Source organism: Hydrotalea sandarakina, from assembly GCF_003254115.1.
Taxonomy (GTDB): domain Bacteria; phylum Bacteroidota; class Bacteroidia; order Chitinophagales; family Chitinophagaceae; genus Hydrotalea; species Hydrotalea sandarakina.
The window spans coordinates 61,458-88,377 of the sequence record NZ_QKZV01000008.1; the positions used below are offsets into that span (position 1 = coordinate 61,458).

Genomic DNA, 26,920 nt, shown 5'->3' on the forward strand with positions numbered 1-26,920 from the left:
CCACCCGGTGTGGCATTGCTTACAGTTAAACTGCTGCCGGCGCATACTTGACCACCATTGGTGTTAATCGGTTGTACGGTTGGTAATGCATTTACGGTGATGGTAACTGACTGACTTGCTACCCCGCATTTATTTTGTATGGTATAAGTAATAGTAGTAGTGCCCGGCTGCAACAACTTAATAGTTCCATTTAAACTATCAATCGTAGCAACATTGGTATTACTGCTTGTCCAGAATCCGCCTGTTGAAGTGGTAGAAACTGTTACAGTATTTCCTAAACATACAGAATTAGTTGAAGCATTTATAGGACTTACAATAGGTTTTGCCTGCACAACAATATTTCTACTTACTGTTTGTCCGCAACTATTCGTATAATTTAAAATTGCATTACCTGCTGCAACGGCGGTAACCAAACCTGATTGATTAATGGTTGCAACGTTGGTATTAGAAGATGACCAAGTACCTCCCGGTACAGGATTTACAAATGAAACAGTAGCACCAACACATAGAGTGTCCGCACCGCCTGTAATAGGGGCGGTTGAACGAATATAGAGTACTGTTGTTGCTGTACAAGTAATATTATTAGCTGTGAACGCAATAGTAACAGTATCAATTGAATTATTATCAAATTTTATTTGAGGATATGCACTAGTATTGGTTGTCCCTGCAACATAATTGGTATTACCTCCGGCAACTGTCCATAAATAGGTTCCTGAGTTGCTTCCATAAGCAGGAGCATTTGGCGCATCACTAAATTTTATGGTTCCATTATTACAGTCGGTAATGGCTGGAGGCAATTTTACACTATTAACAGTAAAGTTTTTGTTTACGGTTACACTACATCCATACTGATTGGTAACTGTATAACTAATAGTTGTATTACCTGCAGCTATAGCTGTTACTTTTCCGGTATTATCAATTGTTGCTACACCGGTATTACTACTGCTCCATACACCACCGGGGGTACTATTACTGAGTTGTTCAGTTGTACCTGCACAAGCACCATTATTCCCGGTAATGGGATTTACAACCGGTAAAGGATTAACAGTTGCGTTGACTTGGGCTGTATTAGAACAACCATAATTATCTGTTAGTGTAAGTTGATAATTTCCTGATGCTGCAACTGTAGCATTTGCAATTGAGGGATTCGCAGAAGATGAAGTAAACCCATTTGCACCTGTCCAACTATAAGTATAATTTCCGGTAACGCCACCATTAACTGTAGAAGTTAAATTAAGTGTATTACCTGCACAAATTGGACCATTTGATTGTATCGTTACAGTAGGCAATGGATGTACCGAAAGCTGAATGGTATTAGAGGCCGTAATACAAGAAGCACTGGTTAAACTATTGGCATTAGGACCAACTAAAACACGATACAAACCATTATCTGATACTTGAACACTATTAATGGTAAAGGAAGCATTAGCTGTTGGCGCACCCACATTTTGCCAAGTTACTCCATTATCAGTACTTTTTTGCCATTGGTACGCAGGCGCAGTGAAAGGATTATTAACTAAGTTAGCTACAATATTAGCCTTGCTTCCTACACACACTGAATTAGCAGTTGTAATATTTGCAGTAACATTAGGTGTGCATGCCGTAAACAAAATATCATCCAAAGCCAAATCATTTCCACATTGTGCACCACCGCCATAATAATCTACCATTTCCAGCACTAATGAATTCATTCCTGATGGCAACGCAAATTGAAAACCATATTGATTCCAATTTAAGGGTCCGGCAGCTGGCGATAAGGGAAGATTAGGAGTAGTTACTTTTCCCAACAGGTTGCCATTTAAATCTTTAACCTTAAAAACTACTCTTGCATAAACCAATGTTTTGCCGCAAACTGACTGTGTATTAGGCGAATTAACATTAGCTAACCAAGCAGAAAAATTAAAAATAGAGCCGTCACATAAATTTCTAACGGTGTCTCTAAAATATATAGAATCATTTCCACCTGCATTCACTAAAAACATGTTGCCATTAGGGTTGCCGGTATGGTCGCCCCCCTTGGCCCAATCACTCTTATTGGCATTTTGTACATAGGGCGTAACAATATAATTTCCATCAGTACCTACATTACCATAATTATAATTGGTTGAACCGGGCGGTGCTTTTGAAGTTGCGGTAGAAGAAGCGGCAGTTCCAAAATCTTGTTTGAACACAGGCTGAAGTGCACTGCTGTTGCACAAACCTTGCGCTTGCAATTGTTGGGTAAACCCGGCAATCGAGAATAACACCCATAGCAATATGCGAGTTGGGTTCTTCATAGAAAATTGGAATTGTGGCACTAATTTACGAACTACTTTTAACGAAAGTTTATCAGTTCTATTTTTTAATAAAAGTGTATTTGTATGGCTACATGCTATGTAAATATTATACTACAAGCTCCAGTCTGCATTTTATTTTATTTATTTGCACAACCGGAAAATTTTAAATCTGCATCATGTGGTATTCTTTAGGTAAGTTTATTATAAAAAACAGGGTTGTTTTATTAGCGGCTTTGCTATTATTTATTGGTTTTATGAGTTGGCAGGCCAGCAAAGTGCAAATGAGTTATGATTTCACCAAAGCCATACCCACTAACAATAAAAAATACCAGGAATATGAATCTTTCCTAAAAACGTTTGGAAGCGATGCCGGCGTTATGGTTATTGGCATTCAGGATAGTGCTTTTTACACAACTAAGGTTTTCAATGCAGTTGCAGCTTTGGGAAAATCACTCAAAACCATTTCCGCAGTACAAAATGTATTAAGTATTCCGGATGCTTTTAATTTAGTAAAAGATAGTGCTACAGAAGCGCTGGTTCCCCAAAAAATATTTCACTATCCCTACACCCAACAAGACAGTTTGAATGTTGCAGTTAATCAATTCAATAATTTACCTTTTTACCGAAATCTACTGTATAACCCCGATACGCATGCCTATTTAATGGCAGTTACATTAAACAATGATACCGTAAACAGCAAAGCACGTACCTTTTTAATGCAACGCATTCAGCAAAAAATTCAACAGTTCGAACAGCAATCCGGCATTCAAGCTCACATCAGTGGCTTACCCTATATTAGAACTGTAATGAGTAACCGCATTAAGCAGGAAATGAACTGGTTTATTTTCGGTTCATTTCTACTATCGGCCATTACTTTGTTTTTATTTTTTCGTTCAATAAGTACCACTATCATGAGTTTGTTGGTGGTGGGCTTTGGTGTGGTTAGTACTTTAGGAACCATGGTGCTGGTAGGCTATAAAATCACTTTACTTACTGCACTTATTCCTTCGTTGATAGTGGTAATTGGAATACCCAATTGTATCTATTTTTTAAACAAATATCACTTGGCTTACCGCGATACGGGCAACAAAGAACAAGCGCTTACACAAATGATAGGCCGTATGGGCATTGTTACCCTGTTCTGCAATTTGGCCGCCGCCATCGGGTTTGCAGTTTTTGCCCTTACCAAAAGCCAGCTACTAAAAGAGTTTGGTGTTGTATCGGGTATTAACATCATGCTACTGTTTTTTATCTCACTTATTTTTATCCCAATTGTCTTAAGTTATTTACCTGAGCCTAAAGCAAGGCATATCCGTTATTTAGACAATAAAATATTGGAAAAAATATTAGTAAACATTGAACGTTGGGCATTATATCATGCTAAATGGGTGTATGGTGTAACCATAGTAGTTACCATTATTGCTATTGCAGGTATCTTTCGATTGAAAAGTGAAAGTTATATTGTGGATGACCTTCCCAAAAACGATAAAATTTATACCGACTTAAAATGGTTTGAAAACAATTTTAAAGGCATTATGCCCTTGGAGATTATTGTAGATACAAAAAAGAAAATGGGCTTGGTGCGCTCAACGCGGCCTTTGCAAAAAATAGATGAATTTTCGCAATACATTGCACAAAATCCCAACACGGCAAAACCATTATCTATTGTACAAGGTTTAAAATTTGCTAAGCAGGCTTACTTTGATGGTGATAGTGCCAGCTATACCGTACCCTATGAAAGTGATATGATTTTTTTGGCACCTTATTTACGTGCAAAGGCAGATACTTCTAATAAATCGGGCTTTAGTAAACTAATGAATAGTTTTATGGATGCCGATAAAGAAAAAGCTCGTATTAGCGTGAATATGAAAGATGTAGGTAGCACTGAATTGCAAAAACTCATTCATCAGTTTCAACAAAAAGCAGATAAAATTTTCGATACAGCCGATTATAAAATTACTTTTACCGGAAGCAGTGTTACCTTTTTAGAAGGTTCCAGCTTTATTATTCATGGTTTAAAAGACAGTATTTTTTGGGCATTTTTATTAATTGCGCTTGCCATGTTTTTACTTTTTAAATCAATGCGCATTTTAATTTGCTCTTTAATTCCTAACCTTATTCCATTGGTTATTACTGCAGGATTAATGGGGTGGTTGAATATTCCTTTAAAACCCTCAACCGTATTGGTATTCAGCGTTGCACTGGGCATTGTAATTGATGTTACCATTCGTTTTCTGGTTAATTACAAGCAAGAACTGCCTCACTATAATGGCCAGGTTAAGCAAACTATTGTTCAAACCATTCGCTATACCGGTGTAAGTATTATTTATACCTCATTGGTGCTGATTGCCGGATTTGTTATTTTTTGTTTTAGCAACTTTGGCGGCACACAAGTTTTGGGTTGGTTAACTTCATTTACCTTGGTAATGGGTACCTTAACTAATCTTATTTTATTGCCGGTACTATTAATTAGCGTGGCTAAAAAAAGCCAAAAGAAAAATGAAGCAACACTGAGCTCAATAAAATAGACAATAACACTATCCAAACTTCCTACTTTCACACATCTTGCAATTGGTTGCATTGCTATTTCGCAGCAATGTGACAATGATCACAAAAAGTCAAAAAATATTCATCGTAAATTTGCGATGAACTATTTAATACATATGCAAAGAACAGCCGCCCCTATTGATTATTCTATTCAGGAAGAAAAAATTGCCCGGTATGCCAAGGCCCTAGCGCATCCTATTAGAATAAGAATTTTAAAGTTTCTCGATCAACAAGCTTGCTGCTTTACGGGAGAGTTTACAGAAGAAATTCCTTTAGCGCAATCAACCATATCGCAACATTTGAAAGAATTAAAAGATGCCGGTTTAATTCAAGGAAATGTAATGCCCCCTCGTATAAAATATTGCATAAATAAAGAAGCTTGGATGGAAGCAAAACAATATTTCACAAACTTTTTCTCATAATTTTTTTATTCAAACCAATCGTAAAAAAACGATAAAACAAACAGTATATGAAAACAAACATCAAAGTTTTAGGCCCCGGATGCCCAAAGTGTAAAACCACTTATAACAATGTTTTAGAAGCAATAAAACAAACCGGTATTGATGCCGAAGTGCAAAAAATAGAAGACATAGAAACCATGATGCAATACAATGTATTAACAACACCTGTATTAATGATTAATGAAGTGACAGTTGTAAAAGGTCGCGTTGCCGACATAAATGAAATTAAACAATTACTAATGCAATAACTGAAAATGGAAACACAAAATTTAGTAAAAGAAATTTGCCCAACTACCACACAAAAATGGGTAAAAGAGGGTGCTTTATTAGTAGATGTCAGAGAAAAGGAAGAAGTTGACTTATTAGCTTTTGATGTACCCAATATTGTCAACATTCCTTTATCGGAATTTGAAGATCGCTTTCAGGAATTACCGAAAAACCAAGAAATGGTGATGGTATGCAAAAGTGGAGGGCGCAGTTTACGTGCAGCCGGCTTTCTAATTAACCATGGATAAAATCCTAATCTGGTGGTAAACATGCAACACGGCATTGTACGTTGGGTACAAAAGGGATTTCCGGTAAAAGGGAACACTGCAAGCATAATCAATAATGAACAAGCAACTGGCTGTTGCGATATTATAATTGACGTTACTCAAGGTGATAGCGGATGTTGTAATAACAATAACAGCACAAACAACAATTGTTGCTAAAATTTATAAATAAGCATTTTATGTTTGATTGGCTACAGAATTTCGCAGACTGGCTAATTTATACTGTGTTTGCAATTCCGGCAAACAGCCGCTTAGGTGAATCATTGAATTTTTTTGTTTTTGATACATTGAAAATTTTCATTTTACTTTTTATCATTACCACCATTATGGGTATAGTTAATGCCTATTTTCCGGTTGAAAAAATTCGTAATTACTTAAGTAGAAATAAACTTTATGGGTTGGAATATATTTTTGCTTCAAGCTTTGGAGTAATTACACCCTTTTGTTCCTGTTCCTCGGTTCCACTATTCATTGGCTTTGTAAAAGGTGGCATTCCTTTAGGAATAACATTCACCTATTTAATTACTGCACCATTAGTAAATGAAGTAGCCATTGCCATTTTTGCCGGAGCTTTTGGCTTTAAAGTAACTGCACTATATGTAATCACAGGAATTGTTCTGGGTATAATAGGCGGATTTACTTTAGGAAAATTAAAATTAGAAAAACATTTAACACCCTGGGTTCAAAATATTATTGCAAATGCACACACTGAGGAGGTTTTAGAAGTAGAACATATTTCATTGAAGAAAAGATTTCCCGGCATACTAAAAGAAGCTTTAAACATTGTAAAAAATGTATCCATTTATATCATTATAGGCATTGGAATAGGTGGGGCTATGCATGGCTTTTTACCTACCGGTTTTTTTGAACATTATATTAATAAAGGCCAATGGTATGCAGTACCTTTAGCTGTAATAATGGGTGTTCCCATGTACAGTAATGCCGCCGGCGTAATTCCGGTTATACAAGTATTGGTTGCAAAGGGCATACCGTTAGGAACAGCCATTGCATTTATGATGGGTGTTATTGGACTATCATTGCCCGAAGCTATGTTATTGAAAAAAGTAATGAACTGGAAATTAATTGCGATTTACTTTGGCACCATTGCATTTTTCATGATTCTATCAGGATACTTGTTTAATATTATCTTATAAATCTAAAGTTATGACTACAACTGAAACTTTGTTAACAACCTGGTTAGAAGCGAGAACAAGATTCACGAATTTATTATTGAAAATTGACGAAACAACACTTTCAAAAAAACTGATAGGCACGCAAAACAGTGTAGGATTCTTAATAAGGCATATTGCAGAAGTAGAATTATTGTTTGCCAAAAATGTATTTGGTGCAACAAACATTAATGTTCATGCAAAAACAATCATTGCACAACACGATACCGGTGAATGGACGAATTTAAGTGCATTAATCCAATTTCAGGAAGAAGCATTCAACGGGTTAAAATCAGTCATTGAACAACAACCTGATACAGCCTGGGAAGAATCAATTACAACAAAAGAATTTGGCACCAAAACCAAAGCAGAGGCATTGGGCAGAATAATATCTCATACCGCCTATCATGCCGGACAACTTGCCATTATTTTAAAATACGCTTAGTAAGAAGTGTTATATAATGACATTGGTCATTTTTGAATTGTTACCAACATTTTAATTTCACTTAAAATTGAAAACAATGACCATGAATAATAAAGTTGCCGTTGTTACCGGTGCAGCATCCGGTATTGGCAAAGCCACCGCAGAATTACTTGCTAAACAAGGGGCAAAAGTAGTAATATCCGATATTCAGGAAGTTGAAGGTAAAGCCTTGGCAGATTCTATAAACAGCAACGGTGGCAAGGCCCTATTTATTAAAGCAGATGTTGGAAATGCTTCCGAAATGGAAGCATTAATAATTGAAACAGTAAAAAACTTTGGTGCTTTACATATTGCAGTGAATAATGCAGGTATTGGTGGTGAAAGTAATGCAGTAGCAGACATGAGTATTGAAGGATGGCTGAAAGTAATTAACATTAATTTAAACAGCATTTTCTTTGGCATGAAATACCAAATTCAAGCCATGCTAAATACCGGTGGAGGAAGTATTGTAAATATTTCTTCCATACTTGGCTCTGTGGGTTTTGCAAATGCAGCAGCCTACACAGCTGCAAAACATGGCATAATAGGCTTAACACAAACCGCCGCTTTGGAATATGCCGCAAAAAATATTCGTATCAATGCAGTTGGCCCAGGCTTTATTGATACACCTTTATTAAATGGCCTTGATGCCTCGTTAAAACAACAAATTATAGCATTACACCCTATTGGCCGATTAGGTAAAAGCGAAGAAGTGGCCGCTTTAATTGAATGGCTGGCCAGTGATGCGGCTTCTTTTGTTACCGGCAGTTATTATGCCATTGATGGAGGTTATTTAGCAAGATAAATACTTGCAAAAATTAAAACGAAACGCTGTTGCATAAATAAAATAATTTTAACATACAAAATAAATTACGAAATTTATGCTACGGTACTATTTGCCGGTTTTGCTAAAAAAAGTTACATGCACGACCATCATCATGAACACACACCCAGCCTTAGCAATTTAAACAGGGCATTTATTATTGGCATCATATTAAACACGGTATTTGTTATTATAGAAGTCATTTCAGGGTTTTATTACAACTCTATGGCTTTACTTTCCGATGCAGGACACAATCTAAGCGATGTGGCCAGTTTATTATTAGCCATGCTGGCATTTAAACTTTCCAAGTCAAAAGCAACTGAAAATTTCACTTATGGATATAGAAAAACCTCAGTACAAGTTTCCTTACTCAATGCCATAATACTGTTAATTGGTATTGTAGCTATTATTTGGGAAAGTATTACTCGTTTTAAAACACCCGAAAAAACCAATGGTGAAAATATGGCCATTGTTGCTGCCATTGGCATTTTTATAAACGCTGCCACCGCTTTGCTTTTTCTAAAAGATAAAGAAAAAGATTTAAACGTAAAAGGCGCTTATTTACATATGGCTGCCGATGCAATTGTTTCATTAGGTGTGGTAATTGCAGGTATTGTAATTATGTTCACGCATTGGTATTGGTTAGATGCAGCCTTAGGTATTGCCATTGCCATTGTAATTTTATTTAGCACACTCGATTTACTGAGAGATAGCTTTAATTTAAGTATTGATGCCGTACCGAAAGGCATTCACGTTGCAGACCTACAAAAGCAAATGGAAGCAGTACCCGGTGTAATCAGTGTTCATCATTTGCATGTATGGGCTATTAGTACCACTTACAATGCCCTAACAGCGCATATTGTAGTAGCAAACAATACCAACATAAATACTATTACCAATATCAAGCAAAATATTAAGCACTTGTTAGAACATGCCAACATTCAACACAGCACATTGGAATTTGAAATGGACTGTGATGAATGTGAAGAAGAAATTTAAAATTGAACGAAAAAAAGCTCAACGATTATTCGAATGTTTTTATTAACAACCATTAATACAGCAAACAACCAATTAAAAAATAAGCTGACAATCAATATGCAATCAGCAACGCCCATCTAAAGTTTCAAAACTTTATAGCAAATCATTGCATATTCAATTCAACTAAAATTTATCATCATGGAACCACATTTTTATCAAGTTGACGTAACCTGGAATTCAGAACGCAAAGGAATTATGTGTTCACCCGAATTAAATAATGCATCAGGCAGTTGTATTGAAGTAGCTACTCCACCAGACTTTCCCAAAGGAATGCCCGGCATTTGGTCGCCCGAACATTTGTTTACCGCTGCAGTAAGCAGTTGTTTAATGACTACCTTTTTGGCTATTGCCGAAAATTCCAAACTAACGTACACGCATTTTAGTTGCAGTTCAAAAGGAAAATTAGAACAAGTTGACGGCAAATTCATGATGAGTGAAGTGCTGCTGGAACCTACCCTTATTATTGAAGAAGAAAAAGACAGAGAGCGTGCAGAACGAGTTTTACAAAAGTCTGAAGCCGCTTGCTTAATTTCTAATTCCGTAAAATCAAAAATTACAATGATTCCCAAAATTATTGTTCAAGCTGCAAGCTAACAAACCTAAAATAAACCTCAGCATTAGCCTATAAAAATGATTGAACCAAAATACTAATAAAGGCCGGTTATTACATTACAAAAAAATAACCAATTAACTGGCAGGCAATACCCAATAATAACCCTGCATAAATTTCCTGATTAGTATGTTCATTCAACAATAAACGGCCGGTGCTTACCAAACCGGTAAGTATGGCTGTAATACTTATAGCCATACCCATAGGTGCATGATAATAAAACGATAATAAAATCATGGCAGCCAACAAGCTGCCCATTGCAATACCATGTAAGCTGATTTTTATAAAATTATTAATTACCAAACCTATTGATGTAGAAATAAAAATCCCGAAATAAAAATACTGCAATGCATCGGGCTGGTTACTCATGTTTTTACTTAAGTAATACATCCACCAATAAAAAAACATGGTAATCATGTAGGGCGCAATGCGTTCCTTGGCTGTTCGCAAATAAATACTTTGAATAAACTTTAATTTGTATAACAAAAACACACCAAAGGCCGGAAAAAAAGCCGTCATCCAAAATACACTAAACACCTTCAACTTAAGTTGATAAACCGTAATATCGGTAAACAAAAAAGGAAAGCGATACACCAAAAAAAGAAAAAAATAAGTGGGTATAAATAACGGATGAAACAAATACGATAAAAACTTAGCCGGCAAAACCAACCATAAATTTTTAGCGGAAGTATATTGTTGTTCACTATTTTCTGCCATCATATTATAATTGTTTACGCAAACGCGCTACCGGTATATTCAATTGTTCGCGGTATTTAGCAACAGTTCGTCGGGCTATATTATAGCCTTTTTGGTTTAATAAATCAGTTAATTGTTCATCACTTAAAGGCTTACGCTTTTCTTCCCCTTCAATTAAATCGCTCAGTATTTTTTTAACCTCACGTGTACTTACTTCTTCACCACTGTCGGTACTCAAGCTTTCACTAAAAAAGTATTTTAAACGGTAAGTACCAAATTCTGTTTGCACAAATTTGCTGTTGGCAACCCTACTTACAGTTGAAATATCTAATCCGGTTTTTTCGGCAATATCTTTTAAAATCATGGGCTTTAAATTGGTTTCATCGCCCGTTAAAAAAAACTCTTTCTGGTGGTTCATAATGGCTTCCATGGTAACCATTAAAGTTTGCTGGCGCTGTTTTATCATATCAATAAACCATTTTGCCGAATCAATTTTTTGTTTAATAAATAAAACAGCTTCTTTTTGGCGTTTATCCTTTTTACTGCCCCGCTCATATTCACGCATCATTTCGCGGTAGGTGTCGCTAATACGCAAATCGGGTGCATTTTTATTATTCAAACTTAATTCAAGTCTTCCGGCATTGTTAAAAATAAAAAAATCGGGCACTATATACGTATCCGCTTTATTGGTTTCGCCGGCATCACCACCGGGTTTCGGATTAAGTTTTATAATCTGTTGTATTACTTCCTTTAATTCCTCATCAGACAAGTTCATGCCGCGCTGAATTTTTTCGTAATGCTTCTTCGTAAACTCATCAAAATATTTTTGTAAAATTTCAATAGCCAATTCAACGGAATGTCCCTCATGTTTTTTTCTTTCCAATTGCAGTAATAAACATTCCTGCAAATTGCGTGCAGCCACACCGGGTGGATCAAACTGCTGAATTTTTTTTATTAATGCTTCTACTTCTTTTTCATTGGTATCAATATTTTGCCTAAAGGCCAAATCATCTACTACCGATGATATTTCGCGTCGCAAATAACCATCATCATCTAAACTGCCAATAATTTGTTCCGCAATTTTATATTGCCGCTCATCTAAATGCAATAAACCCAATTGTTGCACCAGTAATTCATAAAAACTGGTTTCACTTTTAATGGGAATTACTTTGGCATCATCCAATTCCGGATAATTTTCATCGCGCATTTTGTAATCAGCAATCTCCCCATCTTCATCTGCCACATATTCACTTAAATCTAAATTCTCATATTCATCCTCACTGCCATCTTTATCAAAATCTTCTTCTCCACTGCTATCAAATTCATCTATCATTTCCGGTTCCATACCCTCTTCATGTTCATGCTCCTCCATTTCAAGTGCCGGATTTTCTTCCATTTCTTCCTTAATTCTATCTTCCAAATATGCGGTAGGTACCTGCAACAACTTCATTAACTGAATTTGTTGGGGCGATAATTTTTGTAATAGCTTTTGCTGTAAACCCTGACTTAATGCCATAATTGTTGCTTCCTCAAAATTTTTTTATGTTACCGGCTGCAGCAATGCTATTTAGCACCGGTTGCGTCGCACACTGCAACGTTTTGTTCACTGTTCAGCTAAACAAATCATGCAGCCTACACAAAATCGCGGTAAATTTACAAACAATGCAGGCAACATGGTTACGAAAGTATTCGGTTTACTTCTCAATTTACTGTTAATTACTGCTGTGCATGCACATGCACAATCTTCAGAAACGAAGTACAATGCAGCTTTTGCCGATACTTTGCACACAATGCCTTACCATCTTAAACCCAATTTTTACACCCAACATTTGCCCTTTTTTTGCCGTGAAGAATGGAAGTGGGAGCAAAAAACCAAAATACCCTTGCGCTTTAGGTTGGGTAGTTATCAATATGTAAATAAATTAGAAGGCAAGTTACCCAACATTGTTAACGCCGAATAGCAACACCATTGGCTTTTGCTTGTTGCTGAACTGCTGCAAAAATTTGCTGAATTTGATGAGGTTCATACCCTAACTGTAAATCAATTGCTGCCTGCTGCCCATTTTGTAAAGTCAATAACAAAGTATTAGGTTGTATTTCAATGGCATTCATGCCCGACCAACTATAGGTTTCCGCAGCTTTAAAAAAAGGAAAATGCCAGGTAATGCCTTCCTTATCAACCAATAAATAATGTCGTGGATTTTTGGTACTCACTAATCGCAATACACAATAACCTATCAACAATAAGGCATACAACATATTGAAAATACTTCGCTTGTCGTGCCCATGAACATATACCGCAATCTGAAACGCAATAAAGGCAATATTTAATAGAATAATGGCATATAATAATTTGCGTTGCCAACCGGGCATAACACTGCCCTTATATGGATAAAGTGCCATAAATAAAATTGTTATTGTTTATGCATGAACAGCCTGTTGTTGTAAAACCTTTTCAATGGCGGCCACCATTTTAGCGCCTTTTTCCGCAATTTGCTCAGGTGTCCACAACAAACTGATTGAAGTTGAAATGCAACGACTCATCACAGCATCACTGGCCGCAAAGTTTTGTGATTGAATTTTTTGCAAAGCCACTTGCTGTGCAGTATTTAGCGCATTCAAGGCTACACCGTTTTTTAAATGATACCATTTGCGTATGTAGTGCCAATTATTATCAAACCAATAAAAATTACCCGCCAATATGCCTTGGGCCTTCATTTCAGCAACAACGGCACGAGTAATATTCTCAGTTGGCAAAAACCAACTTAAAAAAGTACAGCTATCTCCTGAAGGATCTGGTATTGATCTGAAACTTACAGCCGGAACTTTTTCTAAAATACTTTTTAGTTGCGCATGATTACTGCGTTGTATGGCTAAGAACTGCGGCAGTTTTTTAATCTGCGCTAATCCTACGGCAGCATGTAATTCACTAATGCGAAAGTTATAACCTAAAAACGGATGCTCATCTGCACCACGATCAACACCTTTGTGGTCGTGACCATGATCGGTATATCCATCACATTTTTCATAGGTTGACTCACTATTGGTCATTACCACACCTCCTTCGGCACAGGTAATGGTTTTTACAAAATCAAATGAAAATGTACCTGCATCGCCAATGGTACCTAATGCTTTTCCTTTATAAGTTCCGCCAATACTTTGGCAGGCATCTTCCAATAAAATTAAATGATGTTTTTTGCATATTTCTTTCAAAGCATCTAAATCGGCCATGCTGCCACACATATGCACCGGCATTACACATTTGGTGGCAGGTGTAATGGCAGCCTCAACAGCAGCAGGATTCAGCGTTAATGTTTCATCTACATCTACCAATACCGGAATTGCACCTACACTTAATACTGCTTCAAAACTGGCAACAAAAGTAAAAGTTGGCATAATTACCTCATCGCCTACACCTATACTTAATGCAGCCATTGCGGTAGTTAATGCAGCTGTTCCACTACTCGTTAATTGTGCATATTTACAGCCAAAAGTTTGGGTAATGGCCGTTTCTAATTCTTTTGCCTTCCAAATACCTTTACGTGCTCCATCAAAACCATAACGCATTAAGATACCGGTTTCCAGTACCTCATTCACTTGTTTTTTTTCTTCTTCGCCAAATAATTCAAAACCGGGCATATTGTTATTTTTAAAAATTAAAAAGAGTAGGTGGCAAAATTAGCAAAATATTGCGGGATGCATCATTTTGTATCATGAACCTTTTATTGCACACAAAATAGCTTCTATCCCAATCAAATTTCTGTACCTATAGAAGATTAGAGTAAATTAATTTAAAATGCTAAAAATTTATAAAGTATTTAATATGCACTTTAATACTTTTTAAGCTACATCTTTCTTTTTAAAACTACAAAACAAAAAATTTTGAACCGTATGAAACGGTGTTATATGGTCTTCTGTAATACAACGGATTTTCGCAAACCCCATTTGCAATTCATTCGTTAATTCATCCTCACTATACTTGTGTACGGGCAACCCACTGCATTTATCAGGTCCTTTATCCGAAAAAGTACCAATGGTTAAATAATTACTTACTGCCTTTCGTGCTTTTTCCAAATAAGCATGCACTTGTTCAGCAGTTGTTAAAAAATGAAAAGTTGCTCTATCGTGCCAAACATCATAAGTTTCGGTAGGTTCAAAATTATTAATATCACTTACAATCCATTTCACTTTATCGGCCTTTGCACCCAACCTTTTTTTGGCTTTTTCCAAAGCAGTGGCCGAAATATCTAAAACGGTAATATTTTCAAAACCTTCTTGCAATAAATAATCAACCAGTTTACTGTCACCACCGCCAATATCAATAATTTTTGCGGTTTTGGGTAGTTGAAATGTATGTATAAACTGTAATGAGGTAGTGGGTATTTCCTGAGTCCAACTTACCTCATGTGGTTGTTTGGTACTATACACCTGTTCCCAATGTTGTTGTAAAGTATTTTCCATAGTACAAAATTGATATACTTAAGTTAGTCATTTTGTAATAAAAGTTACAATTAACATTGTAGCCCAACATGAAAAAAATTTCTTTTGGCTTTTTTAAACCATCATTACCATAGGCTCCATGCTATTTGAATGAACAATGGCATAGATTTTATCGGCAATGGTTTCGGGCAATGTCCATTTTGAAAAATCGGCATTCGGCATAGCAGCCCTGTTTTGTGGAGTGTCAATAATATTGGGTACAATTACGTGAATTTGTACCTGCGTTCCATTTGCCTCTGCTTGCATTATTTCTGCTAACCTAAATAATAGTGACTTGGACAAACCGTAAGCGGTTACCCCTTTGGCATGCTGTGTATTTAACCCCGCTTTTGAACCTGTTAAAAACAAATGTCCTTTCTTTTGCTTTAACATTTGTAAAAAAACCGGGCGGGCAATGTTGTAAGCTGTTTCAAAATTCAGCGCAAGTTGTTGTTGCATTTTGTTCAAATCAGTTTCAGCAATAGTGCCCATTACAAACCCACCCGCCGTTAGTACCGCTACATCAATATTTTGTGTTTCAGCAATAATTGCCTGAATACTGGTTTCACAATGTTGTTCATTTAACAAATCGGTTGGCAATTGCGTAACCGATAAATTTTTCCAAGCATCTATTTGAGATATTGAATGCACTAACGCATATACCTTGTATGCCTCAGTAGCAAATTTTTGTACTACTGCTTTACCCAAATTACCGGCTGCTCCGGTTACTACTATTGTTGGCTGAGACATTATAAAATGGTTTTAAAAATGAATGATAATTTTTATTAGAATTGAAAGTAGTTGCAAACATTCTCCCAAATAGCACTTATAATATTATAAAATTATGTTTATTAATAATCAAAACCAAGTGTTATAAATGCCTTTATTATTTCAGTCAAAACATTTTTGTTACATGGGCAGTGTAACCCCGGAAAGCCGCTCACAAATTTGTAAAAATTTTTCTTGCACTAATAAATCATTCGCAGCCGGCAAATATTGCGCCGGTTGTTGATGATAAAAATATTGTCCGCGCACCAATGCTGCTGCTTCATTGCTTACTGCCAGCCAAACCTGTGTTTCATAACCTTTTTGCAAATCATCCGGCGCACCGGCACCGCCCATTTTAGTAGGTACCCACCCCGGATGCAAGGCATTGGTGTAAACCTTGGGCCATAGTCGGCTAATTGCCATTGATAAAATTAAGTTATGCAATTTGGTATCGGAATAAGATATGTGATGATGTTGAATATTTTTCATTAATGCATCCATGTTGGGATTGCCCTGCAAATGCATTATGGAACTTACATAAATTAATCTTTTAGGTACATGCATTAATGCCGTTAAAATATAAGGCGCTAAACTGTTCACCAAAAATAACTCAGGTAACTCCCCTTTATAATGGTTGGTAGAATTATATATGCCTGCATTATGAATAACGGCATCAAAAACTCCTACTTCATTTGCTGCATTGGCCAATGAATGAATAGCATGTATGTCAGAAAAATCGGCTATTAAAACATTAGCAGCCTCAGGTAATTTGGCTTTTAATTGTTCAGCCCTGGTTGTATTACGTGCATGCAGTACAACGTTATGCCCTAAGTTTATCAATTGTTTTGCAGCCAAAAAACCTAATCCGTCGGCTGAGCCGGTAATGAATATGCGTGCCATATACTTGCTTTCAAATTTTAAAATTAGGCATAAAAAAAGATAAAGCGAATTACACAAATGTTATTTTGTTAAAATGTTTTCAACTTACGAAACAATAAACACAACATAGTTAATAATGAAGTAATTTGCTGCAATTTTTACTTGCAATCATATCATATGCAACCTATTCTTATTTATTGTTACGATGCCTATTGTGGATGGTGCTACGGATTCAGCCCGGTGTTAAAAAAAGTTGCTACTGAATTTTCAAATCATTTTAGTGTTGAGGTTTTAAGTGGCGGTATGATTTTACCGGAACAACCCACCCCTATTGGCGTAATGGCTCCGTACATTCAACAAGCCTACAAAACTGTTGAAAACACTACCGGAATAACTTTTGGCGAAGATTATTTGTGGCATATTTTTCATCCGGAGTTAAGCGATTGGTTCCCTAATTCCGAAAAGCCGGCTATAGCACTTTGTATTTTAAAAGAATATTTCCCCGAAAAACAATTGCAGTTTGCCGGCGATTTGCAATATGCCTTAAATTTTGAAGGGCGCGACTTAACAGATGATGAAGCCTATCGGCATTTATTACATCAATATCAAATTCCCGAAGAAGAATTTTACCGAAAACTGCATGAAGAAACTTACAAAGAAAAGGCCTACTATGAGTTTGCGCTGTGCAAACAATTAAAGGTTACAGGATATCCTGCGCTTTTATTACAAACCTCAGAAAGCAAATTATATTTGTTGGCAAAAGGATTTACCGATGAAGCAACACTTCGCCAACGCATTAAAAATGTATTAAAAGAGGTACAAATACTACCCTAATTGCTACCATTAATAAAAAACTATTAAAACAAAAGACCTTAATTCTTTAACTTTCGTTCTGATTGAATATATCAGCATATTCAATTTTTTCGGGCTACGCAAGCCCATTTAGTTTTTTCAACATGCATTATTGTTCATTAAAATAAAATCACATGAAGAAAATGTACTTATTGCCTATTTTATTAGTAGGTATGAATGTAGGCATTATTGCACAACCTACACCACCAACCCCTCCTAAACCTGCAATGGATACCACTATTGCTAAACCTGTTGTATCAGTTACACGCCATAGCATAGTAATTGCCGGAAAAACCATTAATTATACTGCCACTGCAGGTACACTTATTTTAAATAATGAAAAAGGTGAACCCATTGCCAGTTTTGGTTATGTAGCATATACAAAAGATGGTGTTACAGATTTAAGTAAACGCCCGGTTTTATTTGGATATAACGGTGGCCCCGGCTCTTCTTCATTATGGTTACATATGGGTGCATTAGGGCCTCGCCGTGTTGCGGTGAATGATTTATCCGGACCTACCCCACCCCCTTACAAAGTTGAAGACAATCAAAATTCTATATTAGATGTTACCGATATTGTAATGATAGACCCTGTTGGTACAGGTTTTAGCCATGCCATTGGCAAAGCACAAAACAAAGATTTTTGGGGTGTTGACCAAGACCTTCGCTCTATCAGCAATTTCATTAAAGAATACATTACGGAAAACGATCGTTGGAATTCGCCCAAATATTTATTAGGTGAAAGTTATGGCACCATGCGTTCAGCCGGTGTTGTGAATTATTTGCAACAACGGTTGGGCATTGCTGTGAATGGCGTTGTATTGGTTTCTTCAGTATTAGACTTGCGTCAACTTACTTTTGGTGCAGGTGATGATATATCCTACGTAATGTATTTACCTACTTATGCTGCTACAGCATACTTTCATAAAAAGTTACCCAATCAACCAGCCGACTTTAAAGCCTTTATTAATGAAGTTACAAATTATGCCAAAGGCACCTATACAACTGCATTAATGTTGGGCGATAAAATTGATGCCGCTACAAAAAATGCCGTTGCTGAAAAACTGGCAGCATATACCGGTTTAAGTAAAGAGTATATTTTAAAAGCGAATTTAAGAGTAAATGAACCTCAGTTTACACAAGAACTGCTGCGCGACCAACACCTAACCGTTGGCCGATTAGACAGTCGCTTTACCGGAATTAATCAAAATTTATTAAGCGAAAATGCCGAGTTCGATCCGCAAAGTACAGCCATTACTCCTGCCTATACAGCAGCATTCTTAAATTACTTGTATGGTGAATTGAAAGTGAATAAAAATATGTATTATCACATTTCTGCTTACAATGCGGAAGGATTTCATTGGGACTGGCAACGCAAAGGCGGCATGTGGGGCGAAGGTGTATATCCACCCACCACTGCGCCTGACTTAGCCAATGCCATGAGCAAAAATCCAAATTTAAAAGTTTTAGTGTTTAATGGTTACTATGATTTGGCTACACCATTTTATGGTACTGAATACACTATGGACCATTTAGGATTGGAACCTGCTATTCAAAAGAATATTAGTATGAAATATTTTGATGCAGGCCATATGATGTATATCCACCCAGCGTCATTGGTAACTTTTAGAAAAGATATTGTTGATTTTATAAACAGCACAAATCCTTAACAAACCCATCTTTAAAACCGGTGCCAAAAGTGCACCGGTTTTATTTTATACTAACTTAATTAGTTAAATATTAACCCATGCAAAAAATTTGGTTAGCGAATCCTGAACCACACGATTTTCCTGCTGCTACCGATTATTTAGAATTATTATATCCAATAACCAAAGCCAAACAATTAAGCGCTAAACTTAAGCAAGCAAAAACTATTTCCAAAAAAGCAAAAGACATATTAAGGGCTGCTCAATTGCCTTTGTTACCTGCCGATAATATTCATGTAAAAGAAAATATTAAAAAAGTAAAAAAAGGCGGAAAATTATCACCCATATTGTTGGTTAGAGGAAATGAAAAACTAATCATTGCTGATGGTTACCATAGGTTATGCGCCATTTATTATTTATCGGAAGACCTTGAAATACCCTGCCGACTTGTTTAAAAAATCATCTTATAAATTTGGCGGATTGTCTTTCCAATGCCATAAATGTAAACAAGCATAAGTTCTGTAAGGCTTCCAACGGTTGGCAATTTGTGTAAGTTTTTCACGCATAGCAGTTTTAGGCATTTCGGGTAGTCCATAAATAAGTTGTATGGTTTGTTGTATACCTAAATCATCAACAGGAAAAACATCTTCTCTGGCCAATGTAAACATTAACAACATCTCTACCGTCCACCTGCCTACCCCTTTTATTTGTGTTAAATACTCAATCACTTCATCATCAGTCATTTGCTTGAGTTGTCGATATTCCATTCCCTGTTCTAAAGCAAACTCAGCTACGTTATGCACGTAGTTTGCTTTAGCATGCGATAAACCTATACTTCTTAATTCTTCATACGAAGTTTGTGCAATATCAATAGGTTCCGGTATAGTAGTATATAAGTTCAAAAACCTACTCTTAATAGCAGCTGCTGCTTTCACCGATAGCTGTTGCCCAATAATAGCATTACATAATTGCAAGTAAATTCTTTTCCTTCTTTGCAACTGAAACGGTGTATGGTGGCGAATGATAGCGGCCAACTTTTTATCTTTTTGCAAACAATTCAAATAATGACTCATAAAATTCAACTATTCAATACATAAAAATTAATGCAAATAAAAAATCTTTTACCACTTAAAATACTATATTCGTAATATTATAATTTTCGAGATGCTTTATATTTCGCAATAATTCCATTTACAAATAAAAATAGGTAGGCTTTTAACAAAGAAAAGAACAAAACTATTTAAACATGAAAAAACATAACATCATCTGGTATTTCATATTGCTATTAACATCTATTAATGTTGCAAAAGCACAGGAGCAGGAGTATATTTTGTATAAAAATTCAACCGGTATTTCACATAACAATATTGATGCAAAACAAATGATGAAAGTTACGCCCGGCGAAGATTATTATCATGCTAAAACTTATTATATCAGTAATAATCGTTTGGCTACGGAAGGCAATTATTTAGATAACTTTTGCCTACAAGCTGATGGCCCTTTTAAAAATTATGATGAAAATGGAGTATTACTGGATTCAATGCTATTTAAAGAAGGTATTTTAATAGAAAGAACTGCATTTTATACCAACGGTAATAAAAAATCGCATTATGTAAAAGCACATGATAAAGTACCTGCTGTTCAATTGGGCTGGGATGAGCAAGGACAGCCTTTACCTAATTATATAGCCGTAAAAACACCTGAATTTGTGGGTGGTATTAAAGGGTGGCAAAATTTCATCAACAAAAATCTGGATATAAAAGTGGCTATGCAACCCAATATTCCTTTAGGAATTTATACAGTTAAAATGGATATATGGATAACAAAAAACGGAAAACCCACTCAATTTATAGCTATTGATCCACCAGAAAAATGCAAGCCCTGTTTGTTAGAAGCCATTCGTGTTTTAAAATTATCGCCAGTATGGCAACCGGCATTTTTTGATGGGGTGGCGGTCGATTTTCCTATGCTATTATCTATGAGTTTTAATACCACAATGGCTAATTAATTTGGCTATCATCTACCATTCCTATTTTATACAAATAGGTATCACTCGTTACGTGAAGTAGTAGCATGCCATTTTTATCATTTGTCAAATTCAGCATGTAGCATATCTCTACAAAAAAAATGTTGGTAATTTGCTGTATCATTTGTCGGAGATAAAATATTCCCGGCAGAGTTGTACCCGGTATGATTCATAATATTACTTCCTTTATTAAAACCCGTACGGCTTTAGCGGTGGGTTTTTTATTCGCCACTTCCAGTTTAATATTCGGCATTTGGGTGGCTGCCATTCCCGGTATTAAAAGTCGTATGCATTTTTCCGATGGCTCATTAGGCCTATCCCTTTTACTTTCACCTTTAGGGGCTATTACCGGCATGCTGCTATCCACCCGAGTATTTAGTAAGGTACCGGTAGGTAAATGGATGGTAGGTGGATATATTGCCATGGGTTGTATAATGATAGCCCAAATTAATTCAGCTAATAGAATCATGTTTTGGACATGCTTATACTGCTACGGACTCATTAGTTTTTTAAATGGTGTTTCAAGTAATGCCACAGTTAATTTGTTAGAAAAAAAACACAATCGTTTGTACATGAGTACCTGCCATGGCATGTATAGTTTGGGTGGTGCCGTTAGTGCAGGAATAGCCGCATTATTATTTTTAATTCATATTCCGCCCGGCATTCAAATAATATTGGTGGTATTGTTTATTGCTACCATTATTTTAATGAATAAAGCTTATTTATTAAGTAATACAGAAATTATTCATTCACGCTCACAAGTTAAATTACCCTCGTTAACCATATTGGGAATTTCATTTATTTGTATGGTAAGCTTTATGGCAGAGGGCTGTGTAGCAGACTGGAGCGCCATTTATTTTAAAGAAGTATTACACGCCCCCAAAGCCATGTTAAGCCTGGGTTATGCCGGATTTTCAGTTGCCATGACTTTCGGAAGATTAAACGGCGACACCATGATTACCAAATTGGGCAGTAAAAATATGGTAGTATATGGAGCTTTATTGGCAGCAAGCGGTTTCTTAGTAGTGGTTACTGCATATCTGCCATTCATAGCAATTATTGGTTATGTAATGATAGGATTAGGCAGCTGTACCATTGTGCCTATTGTATTCAGAGCTTCGGCCAATATACCCGGTGTAACAACAGTTGAGGGTTTTGCCATGGTTACCACCGGCGGATTGGTAGGATTTTTAACCGGCCCATCCGTAATAGGTTTTATTTCAGAACATGCCGGACTATCCAAAGGTTTATCTTTATTAATTTTAATGTGTAGCTTATCTGCTTATGTAGCTTATCGAAATCCGTTTATCACCAACAAAAAAAATATTGCAGAAGCGCCTGCTGTTGCTTATGACGAACAATTATACTAAATAAAAAATCCTATTTTGATTTTGGGTGAAACAAAATAGGAAACAAAACACTACCCCTCTCTTTTTTTAACCATGAAAACCAAACGCCAATTTTTTTATTGTGTTATTCATGACTTATTTAATATTATTCATACAATACCATAATCACTGCCCTCCACCCACAAACTCAATTACATGCGCTTGTACGTAAACTTCTTTTCGGAAATAAATCGGAAACAGTATTTGCACTAAATTTTCTTCAGTAGTAACATTTACAACTGCCCTGGCACTTCCCATTAAATTGGCTTGCTTTAACATATCGGCCTTTGCCATTGCAACCAGTGCTTTATGCGATAAACCACCAATGCCCAATACATAAGTGGCTTGTGCTTTGCCGGTTACCAAACCAACCACTTTATAATTTTTTTGAGATAAGGTTACATTTGTTACATTATTATTTAAGTTGGCAGTTAATGCCGTATTCATTCCACAACTGCTAAAAAGCATTACTATTAAAATGACAAAAAGTGCATTTTTGAGTTTCAACATAAACTTGGCTTTATAAAAAGATATTTGGTTGAATTGTGTTACAAGTAATTGAGCCTGAACACATAACAAAATTACTTTGCCAACAACCTAAAGTTGAAAATTTGGTAGATAATTACATTATTTAACCGGTTATGCCTTTTTTTTGCATAAAAGTCAAGAAAACAGTATATTTACATATTAGTTATTAACCAAATAACTTTAAAAAGTTGAACTACCCCTCTATGAAACTATTGATTAAATGGTTATGGATAATAGCTTTTTGCCATGTATTATCCATAGCTAATGCACAAAATGATACCCTGCATCACCCGGAACTAGAGGTGTTATTAAAATATCCTAAGTCCTTACAAATTACAATACCCGGTAGAAATGGACAGTTTGTCAATTTATCACATCCATGGGAAAACCAACGACAGGTACTTTTAAAATCAGATACCGCTATTTATCTTTTTATTGATGGTTCCGGTATCATTTACCAATACAAGCATCAGCATTTTGTTAGGTTAGACTCTACCATCTACAGGGGTTATAATTATGGCGCTTTCCCTTTCATCTATAAAAATGAACTATATAATTTAGGTGGCAGCGGCTATTGGCGAATTACAGGACATTTACGAAAATTTAGCAATAAGGCACATGAATGGTACATCATTCCTTTAAACGAAGAAAACCCCATACTCAATGAACCCAACGCCAGTATGATTTGGTATGATTCAAAAGCAGGAAAAATTTATTGTGCCAATTTTATTGATAAGAATGAAGGCATAAAAAAACAAACAACACAAAATTATAATCAATACAAAGTAAAAGTACTTGATCTAAATACTATGAATTGGACCAATTTGGGTACCTTAAATAGAAATTTATGGGCATTTACAAAAACTACACAAGAAGTTGTTATGACCCCTTGGGGCGCATTGTTAGACAATGACGGGAAAAAACTATTATGGGATTTTGAAAAAAACACTTTGTATCGTTTGCCATTAGAAAATGACAAAAGCCAATTTATTACAACAAATTATTTAAATGGAAACTTGTTTTGCATAGATTCTACCCTTTATTTGTGTGAAAGAGATAAAATTGATACCATTCCACTCAGTTTGGCTGAATTTGAAAATACGGGTATTCCCATATATGTTAAAGAAACAAATCAACCCAAAAACAATAACACACTTGTTGTAATTATTGCTGCATTGGTAGTAGTGAGTGGTGGATTAATATTTTGGAAATATTATAAGCCAAAAAAACATCAAACTTCAATACAACAAATCGTAAATAATAATCTGGGTGGCGAAAGCAGTTTACCGACTAAAAGTTTTCCCGAATATACCGATCAGGAATGGGAAGTAATAAAACTAATTTTACAACGCACACAAAATAATGCACCCACTACCATTGATGAATTAAACAGCATATTAGGGTTAAAAAATAAAAGCCTGGAAACACAAAAAAGCCAACGTCATAAAATTCTTACTTCCATTAATCAAAAGTACTTAGCCATAAAAGGCAGGGAACTGATTATTCGTGAACCCGATGCCATTGATAAAAGGATTAAAGTGTATCATATTCATCCTAATGCAATAGATGAATTAAAGACGAATATGAGTACAATTAATGAAGGCAATATTTAGTAATAACACTTGTACTGAGTGAATGAAATAATTTTTGATACTGAAAAACTTTTTACAAAAACGTAATAAGGGTGTAAAAGCAAAAACTTTTTTCACATAATACACCACCATACAGGTTTATGAAATGAATAGGCATAAAACATCATTGCATTAATCAGTTAATAAATGGGCACATCGGTAAAAGTTCCCTTAATATCACCTGCAAAACCCTCGGTAAAGGTTTCTGTCATAGCATCACCCTTTCGTATGGGTTTGAGGCCTTTAATCATTATTCCAAATGTAAAATAGCCGCTTGCTTTACCATTTTCAACTTTTTCAATCACAAACTTGCAAGCAGGCGAAGCCGGCGGGAAATGACGAATTAATCCGTCATCCACAAAATTGGCCAAATGCCCGTTTGCTATAATTGATGTGAACTGATGTATGTAAGGTTTTTTTTCTGTTCCATAAAATAAAACAGCTTCATTATTTTTTATTTCCGCATATTGTTTTGTACCAAATAAGGGTTGCTTTTCATTAATTTCACGGAAATTGAAAGTTTCGGGTTTTAAATTATTATTCACAGACACTAAATGAATCTTAACAAAATTTTCCTTGCTATTGCCCTCTTCCTTACTTGCAATGAATGTAAAAGTATTTTCACCTGTTCTTATAAACTGGGCAAAAGGTAATTGTGTATTTAAAATTTTACTTTGCAATTGTAAATTGGTATTAGATGCAGCACTGTTAGCCTTTGCAGTTGTTGCACCAGCAGTAGTAGTATTGGCGGAATTGGTTTTGTTTTGGGATGATGCATTGGCATTAGAGGATGTATTAATATCATTATTATTGGTATAATTATCGGCTTCCGGTTTAAATATAAATTCTACTCGCCTATTTTGGGCTTTACCTTCCGGTGTTTTATTGTCGGCTATGGGTTGTGACTCACCACGACCTTCTGTGGTAAGTTTAGATGCATCAACATTATATTGACTAACCAAAATATTTTTTACGGTTTCGGCACGTTGTTGCGAAAGCTTCAAATTCAAGGCATCATCACCGTCACTATCGGTATGCCCAACAATTTTTACCGGCGTAGTGCTTTCTTTCAATACTTTACTCACTTCTAACAACGCACCCATGCTTTCCGGTTTTAAATTAGATGTACCGCTATAGAATAATAAATTGCTGATTAATTTACCTTCTTCAACTCGAGAACGTGTATCGGGCACTTCTTTTGCCACACGTATATTGCTTACATAATAATCTGTTCCACCAACACTCCCAAAATTAAACCCGAACTGATTAGGCAAATAAGTTTCATTAACAGCCGCCAAATCATATAATTTTCTATTGTTCCACCACATTCTAAAGCGTTTCCCTTGCACACTCATGCTAATATGAACGGGCATTAAATTGTTGTAAGGCAACTCTTCAGACATATTATCAGACAGGCGCTTATCAAGATTGCTGAGAATAGCACGACTTTTATTTTCACCTGCAATGATAGATTCAAAATATATGGCAGGTTTAGCACTTTGCAAAATACCTTCATCAGTTACTAAATTACCACCGGTATTGTACAAAACGATATCAAGTCTTGGATCGGCAGAATTTCGCACAATCAATAAATCAAATTCAATGGTAAAATTATTTCCCCAACTTTGTTTTTTGTTACGCGACATATGTGTAGCATTACTGCCGGCCATTTTAACCCATTTACCTTCCAAGCCATCAATAGTTACCACTTCGGCCGATTTAGAAGTTATCCATCCTGCCGGGGCTTCACCAATATTATCATTTTCAAAATTATCAAAATACAATATGGTATTGCCCGGAACAAAATCAAACTTACTGTACACTTTTAAATCGGGTTGTCGCGATTGACCATTAGCCGTTGCATTGTCACCCCCATCAGATTTCTTTCCATCATCATTTGATTTGGGCGCATCAACATTATCTATTTTTTTTGAGATGGCTTGTTCTGCTTTCTGCTGCAATTTCTTTAATAACTGACTGTGGGTATTGTTTGCAAAAAACAATAAACCCAAAAGAAGAATGAATTTCATATATATGTTATTTATATTTATTAATTTAATACTATATAGAAGTAATCACTAACAGTTTA

At 35.8% G+C, this 26,920-nt stretch carries 27 protein-coding genes; 16 read left to right on the top strand and 11 right to left on the bottom strand.

The features are described 5' to 3' along the window. Window positions 1-2,276, bottom strand: a 2,276-nt coding sequence (locus tag LX80_RS14505; RefSeq protein ID WP_170120451.1) for an Ig-like domain-containing protein, incomplete at its 3' end; no start/stop codon positions are given. 176 nt (window positions 2,277-2,452) lie between these two features. Here LX80_RS14505 and LX80_RS11685 point away from each other — a divergent pair. The 9 genes from LX80_RS11685 (at window position 2,453) to LX80_RS11725 (ending at window position 9,922) form a co-directional block, all read left to right on the top strand. Further along, window positions 2,453-4,804, top strand: coding sequence for an efflux RND transporter permease subunit (locus tag LX80_RS11685; RefSeq protein ID WP_111296664.1), 2,352 nt, complete (start codon window positions 2,453-2,455; stop codon window positions 4,802-4,804). A 135-nt stretch (window positions 4,805-4,939) separates the two neighbouring features. Then, entirely contained in the window at window positions 4,940-5,245 is a 306-nt protein-coding gene (locus LX80_RS11690) for an ArsR/SmtB family transcription factor (RefSeq protein ID WP_111296798.1), read from the top strand. A gap of 47 nt (window positions 5,246-5,292) precedes the next feature. Beyond that, window positions 5,293-5,532 (top strand): thioredoxin family protein, encoded by a 240-nt coding sequence (locus LX80_RS11695; protein WP_111296666.1) that lies wholly within the window; start codon window positions 5,293-5,295, stop codon window positions 5,530-5,532. Between the two features lie 6 nt (window positions 5,533-5,538). Then, window positions 5,539-5,799 (top strand): rhodanese-like domain-containing protein, encoded by a 261-nt coding sequence (locus LX80_RS14590; protein ID WP_211307759.1) that lies wholly within the window; start codon window positions 5,539-5,541, stop codon window positions 5,797-5,799. Window positions 5,800-6,014: 215 nt separating this feature from the next. Further along, window positions 6,015-6,989, top strand: coding sequence for a permease (locus LX80_RS11705; protein ID WP_111296668.1), 975 nt, complete (start codon window positions 6,015-6,017; stop codon window positions 6,987-6,989). Between the two features lie 10 nt (window positions 6,990-6,999). After that, window positions 7,000-7,449: a DinB family protein gene (locus tag LX80_RS11710; protein ID WP_111296670.1), complete on the top strand. Its 450-nt coding sequence runs from the start codon at window positions 7,000-7,002 to the stop codon at window positions 7,447-7,449. A gap of 82 nt (window positions 7,450-7,531) precedes the next feature. Then, window positions 7,532-8,272 (top strand): SDR family NAD(P)-dependent oxidoreductase, encoded by a 741-nt coding sequence (locus LX80_RS11715; RefSeq protein WP_245898053.1) that lies wholly within the window; start codon window positions 7,532-7,534, stop codon window positions 8,270-8,272. A 117-nt stretch (window positions 8,273-8,389) separates the two neighbouring features. Then, entirely contained in the window at window positions 8,390-9,289 is a 900-nt protein-coding gene (locus LX80_RS11720; protein ID WP_111296673.1) for a cation diffusion facilitator family transporter, read from the top strand. A 177-nt stretch (window positions 9,290-9,466) separates the two neighbouring features. After that, complete coding sequence (locus LX80_RS11725) at window positions 9,467-9,922, top strand: OsmC family protein (protein WP_211307760.1); 456 nt, start codon at window positions 9,467-9,469, stop codon at window positions 9,920-9,922. A gap of 70 nt (window positions 9,923-9,992) precedes the next feature. On the opposite strand, the gene LX80_RS11730 is transcribed toward LX80_RS11725, so the two are convergent. Continuing rightward, window positions 9,993-10,658 carry a hypothetical protein gene (locus LX80_RS11730; protein WP_111296676.1) on the bottom strand — a complete coding sequence of 222 codons (666 nt, stop codon included), beginning with the start codon at window positions 10,656-10,658 and terminating at the stop codon, window positions 9,993-9,995. 1 nt (window position 10,659) lies between these two features. Next, window positions 10,660-12,150: an RNA polymerase factor sigma-54 gene (gene rpoN / locus LX80_RS11735; RefSeq protein ID WP_211307761.1), complete on the bottom strand. Its 1,491-nt coding sequence runs from the start codon at window positions 12,148-12,150 to the stop codon at window positions 10,660-10,662. Window positions 12,151-12,259: 109 nt separating this feature from the next. Between rpoN and LX80_RS11740 the strand changes: the two genes are divergently transcribed. Then, on the top strand, window positions 12,260-12,595 hold the full coding sequence (locus LX80_RS11740; protein WP_111296680.1) for a hypothetical protein: 336 nt from the start codon (window positions 12,260-12,262) through the stop codon (window positions 12,593-12,595). Here the strand turns inward: LX80_RS11740 and LX80_RS11745 are convergent. From LX80_RS11745 to LX80_RS11765, 5 genes are all read right to left on the bottom strand, one after another. Further along, window positions 12,582-13,037: a hypothetical protein gene (locus LX80_RS11745; protein WP_111296682.1), complete on the bottom strand. Its 456-nt coding sequence runs from the start codon at window positions 13,035-13,037 to the stop codon at window positions 12,582-12,584. The genes LX80_RS11740 and LX80_RS11745 overlap by 14 nt on opposite strands. Before the next feature lie 18 nt (window positions 13,038-13,055). Further along, entirely contained in the window at window positions 13,056-14,273 is a 1,218-nt protein-coding gene (locus LX80_RS11750; protein WP_111296684.1) for a DegT/DnrJ/EryC1/StrS family aminotransferase, read from the bottom strand. 201 nt (window positions 14,274-14,474) lie between these two features. Next, complete coding sequence (locus LX80_RS11755) at window positions 14,475-15,095, bottom strand: class I SAM-dependent methyltransferase (RefSeq protein WP_111296685.1); 621 nt, start codon at window positions 15,093-15,095, stop codon at window positions 14,475-14,477. Window positions 15,096-15,188: 93 nt separating this feature from the next. Continuing rightward, the gene (locus tag LX80_RS11760; protein WP_111296687.1) at window positions 15,189-15,863 is read right to left on the bottom strand and encodes an SDR family NAD(P)-dependent oxidoreductase; all 675 of its coding nucleotides are present in this window, start codon (window positions 15,861-15,863) and stop codon (window positions 15,189-15,191) included. Window positions 15,864-16,022: 159 nt separating this feature from the next. Then, window positions 16,023-16,781 carry an SDR family NAD(P)-dependent oxidoreductase gene (locus LX80_RS11765; RefSeq protein ID WP_111296689.1) on the bottom strand — a complete coding sequence of 253 codons (759 nt, stop codon included), beginning with the start codon at window positions 16,779-16,781 and terminating at the stop codon, window positions 16,023-16,025. A 156-nt stretch (window positions 16,782-16,937) separates the two neighbouring features. On the opposite strand from LX80_RS11765, the gene LX80_RS11770 reads away from it, so the two are divergent. The 3 genes from LX80_RS11770 to LX80_RS11780 all read left to right on the top strand — a co-directional run bounded on the left by LX80_RS11770 (window position 16,938) and on the right by LX80_RS11780 (window position 19,713). Beyond that, window positions 16,938-17,594 (top strand): DsbA family protein, encoded by a 657-nt coding sequence (locus LX80_RS11770; RefSeq protein WP_111296691.1) that lies wholly within the window; start codon window positions 16,938-16,940, stop codon window positions 17,592-17,594. A 152-nt stretch (window positions 17,595-17,746) separates the two neighbouring features. Next, window positions 17,747-19,282, top strand: a complete 1,536-nt coding sequence (locus tag LX80_RS11775) for a S10 family peptidase (protein ID WP_111296693.1) — start codon at window positions 17,747-17,749, stop codon at window positions 19,280-19,282. Window positions 19,283-19,359: 77 nt separating this feature from the next. Further along, window positions 19,360-19,713 carry a ParB N-terminal domain-containing protein gene (locus LX80_RS11780; protein WP_111296695.1) on the top strand — a complete coding sequence of 118 codons (354 nt, stop codon included), beginning with the start codon at window positions 19,360-19,362 and terminating at the stop codon, window positions 19,711-19,713. 9 nt (window positions 19,714-19,722) lie between these two features. Here the strand turns inward: LX80_RS11780 and LX80_RS11785 are convergent, their stop codons facing one another. After that, window positions 19,723-20,331 carry a DNA-3-methyladenine glycosylase family protein gene (locus LX80_RS11785; protein WP_111296697.1) on the bottom strand — a complete coding sequence of 203 codons (609 nt, stop codon included), beginning with the start codon at window positions 20,329-20,331 and terminating at the stop codon, window positions 19,723-19,725. Between the two features lie 173 nt (window positions 20,332-20,504). On the opposite strand from LX80_RS11785, the gene LX80_RS11790 reads away from it, so the two are divergent. Together LX80_RS11790 and LX80_RS11795 are read left to right on the top strand one after the other, a co-directional pair. Further along, window positions 20,505-21,266: a toxin-antitoxin system YwqK family antitoxin gene (locus LX80_RS11790; RefSeq protein WP_111296699.1), complete on the top strand. Its 762-nt coding sequence runs from the start codon at window positions 20,505-20,507 to the stop codon at window positions 21,264-21,266. 182 nt (window positions 21,267-21,448) lie between these two features. Continuing rightward, the gene (locus LX80_RS11795; protein ID WP_111296701.1) at window positions 21,449-22,654 is read left to right on the top strand and encodes an MFS transporter; all 1,206 of its coding nucleotides are present in this window, start codon (window positions 21,449-21,451) and stop codon (window positions 22,652-22,654) included. A gap of 144 nt (window positions 22,655-22,798) precedes the next feature. On the opposite strand, the gene LX80_RS11800 is transcribed toward LX80_RS11795, so the two are convergent. After that, entirely contained in the window at window positions 22,799-23,182 is a 384-nt protein-coding gene (locus LX80_RS11800; RefSeq protein ID WP_211307762.1) for a DUF6567 family protein, read from the bottom strand. Window positions 23,183-23,403: 221 nt separating this feature from the next. Between LX80_RS11800 and LX80_RS11805 the strand changes: the two genes are divergently transcribed. Continuing rightward, window positions 23,404-24,813, top strand: a complete 1,410-nt coding sequence (locus LX80_RS11805) for a hypothetical protein (RefSeq protein ID WP_111296703.1) — start codon at window positions 23,404-23,406, stop codon at window positions 24,811-24,813. A 158-nt stretch (window positions 24,814-24,971) separates the two neighbouring features. Here the strand turns inward: LX80_RS11805 and LX80_RS11810 are convergent, their stop codons facing one another. Continuing rightward, the gene (locus LX80_RS11810) at window positions 24,972-26,861 is read right to left on the bottom strand and encodes an OmpA family protein (protein WP_111296705.1); all 1,890 of its coding nucleotides are present in this window, start codon (window positions 26,859-26,861) and stop codon (window positions 24,972-24,974) included. Window positions 26,862-26,920: the final 59 nt, after the last annotated feature.

Coding starts and splice junctions, on each gene's coding strand:
- LX80_RS11800 (WP_211307762.1), bottom strand. CDS start 23,182: ATGTTGAAACTCAAAAATGCACTTTTTGTCATTTTAATAGTAATGCTT.
- LX80_RS11710 (WP_111296670.1), top strand. CDS start 7,000: ATGACTACAACTGAAACTTTGTTAACAACCTGGTTAGAAGCGAGAACA.
- LX80_RS11765 (WP_111296689.1), bottom strand. CDS start 16,781: ATGGCACGCATATTCATTACCGGCTCAGCCGACGGATTAGGTTTTTTG.
- LX80_RS11685 (WP_111296664.1), top strand. CDS start 2,453: ATGTGGTATTCTTTAGGTAAGTTTATTATAAAAAACAGGGTTGTTTTA.
- LX80_RS11750 (WP_111296684.1), bottom strand. CDS start 14,273: ATGCCCGGTTTTGAATTATTTGGCGAAGAAGAAAAAAAACAAGTGAAT.
- LX80_RS11760 (WP_111296687.1), bottom strand. CDS start 15,863: ATGTCTCAGCCAACAATAGTAGTAACCGGAGCAGCCGGTAATTTGGGT.
- LX80_RS11705 (WP_111296668.1), top strand. CDS start 6,015: ATGTTTGATTGGCTACAGAATTTCGCAGACTGGCTAATTTATACTGTG.
- LX80_RS11795 (WP_111296701.1), top strand. CDS start 21,449: ATGATTCATAATATTACTTCCTTTATTAAAACCCGTACGGCTTTAGCG.
- LX80_RS11715 (WP_245898053.1), top strand. CDS start 7,532: ATGAATAATAAAGTTGCCGTTGTTACCGGTGCAGCATCCGGTATTGGC.
- LX80_RS11740 (WP_111296680.1), top strand. CDS start 12,260: ATGCAGCCTACACAAAATCGCGGTAAATTTACAAACAATGCAGGCAAC.
- LX80_RS11745 (WP_111296682.1), bottom strand. CDS start 13,037: ATGGCACTTTATCCATATAAGGGCAGTGTTATGCCCGGTTGGCAACGC.
- LX80_RS11730 (WP_111296676.1), bottom strand. CDS start 10,658: ATGATGGCAGAAAATAGTGAACAACAATATACTTCCGCTAAAAATTTA.
- LX80_RS11695 (WP_111296666.1), top strand. CDS start 5,293: ATGAAAACAAACATCAAAGTTTTAGGCCCCGGATGCCCAAAGTGTAAA.
- LX80_RS11770 (WP_111296691.1), top strand. CDS start 16,938: ATGCAACCTATTCTTATTTATTGTTACGATGCCTATTGTGGATGGTGC.
- LX80_RS11785 (WP_111296697.1), bottom strand. CDS start 20,331: ATGAGTCATTATTTGAATTGTTTGCAAAAAGATAAAAAGTTGGCCGCT.
- LX80_RS11755 (WP_111296685.1), bottom strand. CDS start 15,095: ATGGAAAATACTTTACAACAACATTGGGAACAGGTGTATAGTACCAAA.
- LX80_RS11775 (WP_111296693.1), top strand. CDS start 17,747: ATGAAGAAAATGTACTTATTGCCTATTTTATTAGTAGGTATGAATGTA.
- LX80_RS11790 (WP_111296699.1), top strand. CDS start 20,505: ATGAAAAAACATAACATCATCTGGTATTTCATATTGCTATTAACATCT.
- LX80_RS11805 (WP_111296703.1), top strand. CDS start 23,404: ATGAAACTATTGATTAAATGGTTATGGATAATAGCTTTTTGCCATGTA.
- LX80_RS11690 (WP_111296798.1), top strand. CDS start 4,940: ATGCAAAGAACAGCCGCCCCTATTGATTATTCTATTCAGGAAGAAAAA.
- LX80_RS11810 (WP_111296705.1), bottom strand. CDS start 26,861: ATGAAATTCATTCTTCTTTTGGGTTTATTGTTTTTTGCAAACAATACC.
- LX80_RS11725 (WP_211307760.1), top strand. CDS start 9,467: ATGGAACCACATTTTTATCAAGTTGACGTAACCTGGAATTCAGAACGC.
- LX80_RS11780 (WP_111296695.1), top strand. CDS start 19,360: ATGCAAAAAATTTGGTTAGCGAATCCTGAACCACACGATTTTCCTGCT.
- rpoN (WP_211307761.1), bottom strand. CDS start 12,150: ATGGCATTAAGTCAGGGTTTACAGCAAAAGCTATTACAAAAATTATCG.
- LX80_RS14590 (WP_211307759.1), top strand. CDS start 5,539: ATGGAAACACAAAATTTAGTAAAAGAAATTTGCCCAACTACCACACAA.
- LX80_RS11720 (WP_111296673.1), top strand. CDS start 8,390: ATGCACGACCATCATCATGAACACACACCCAGCCTTAGCAATTTAAAC.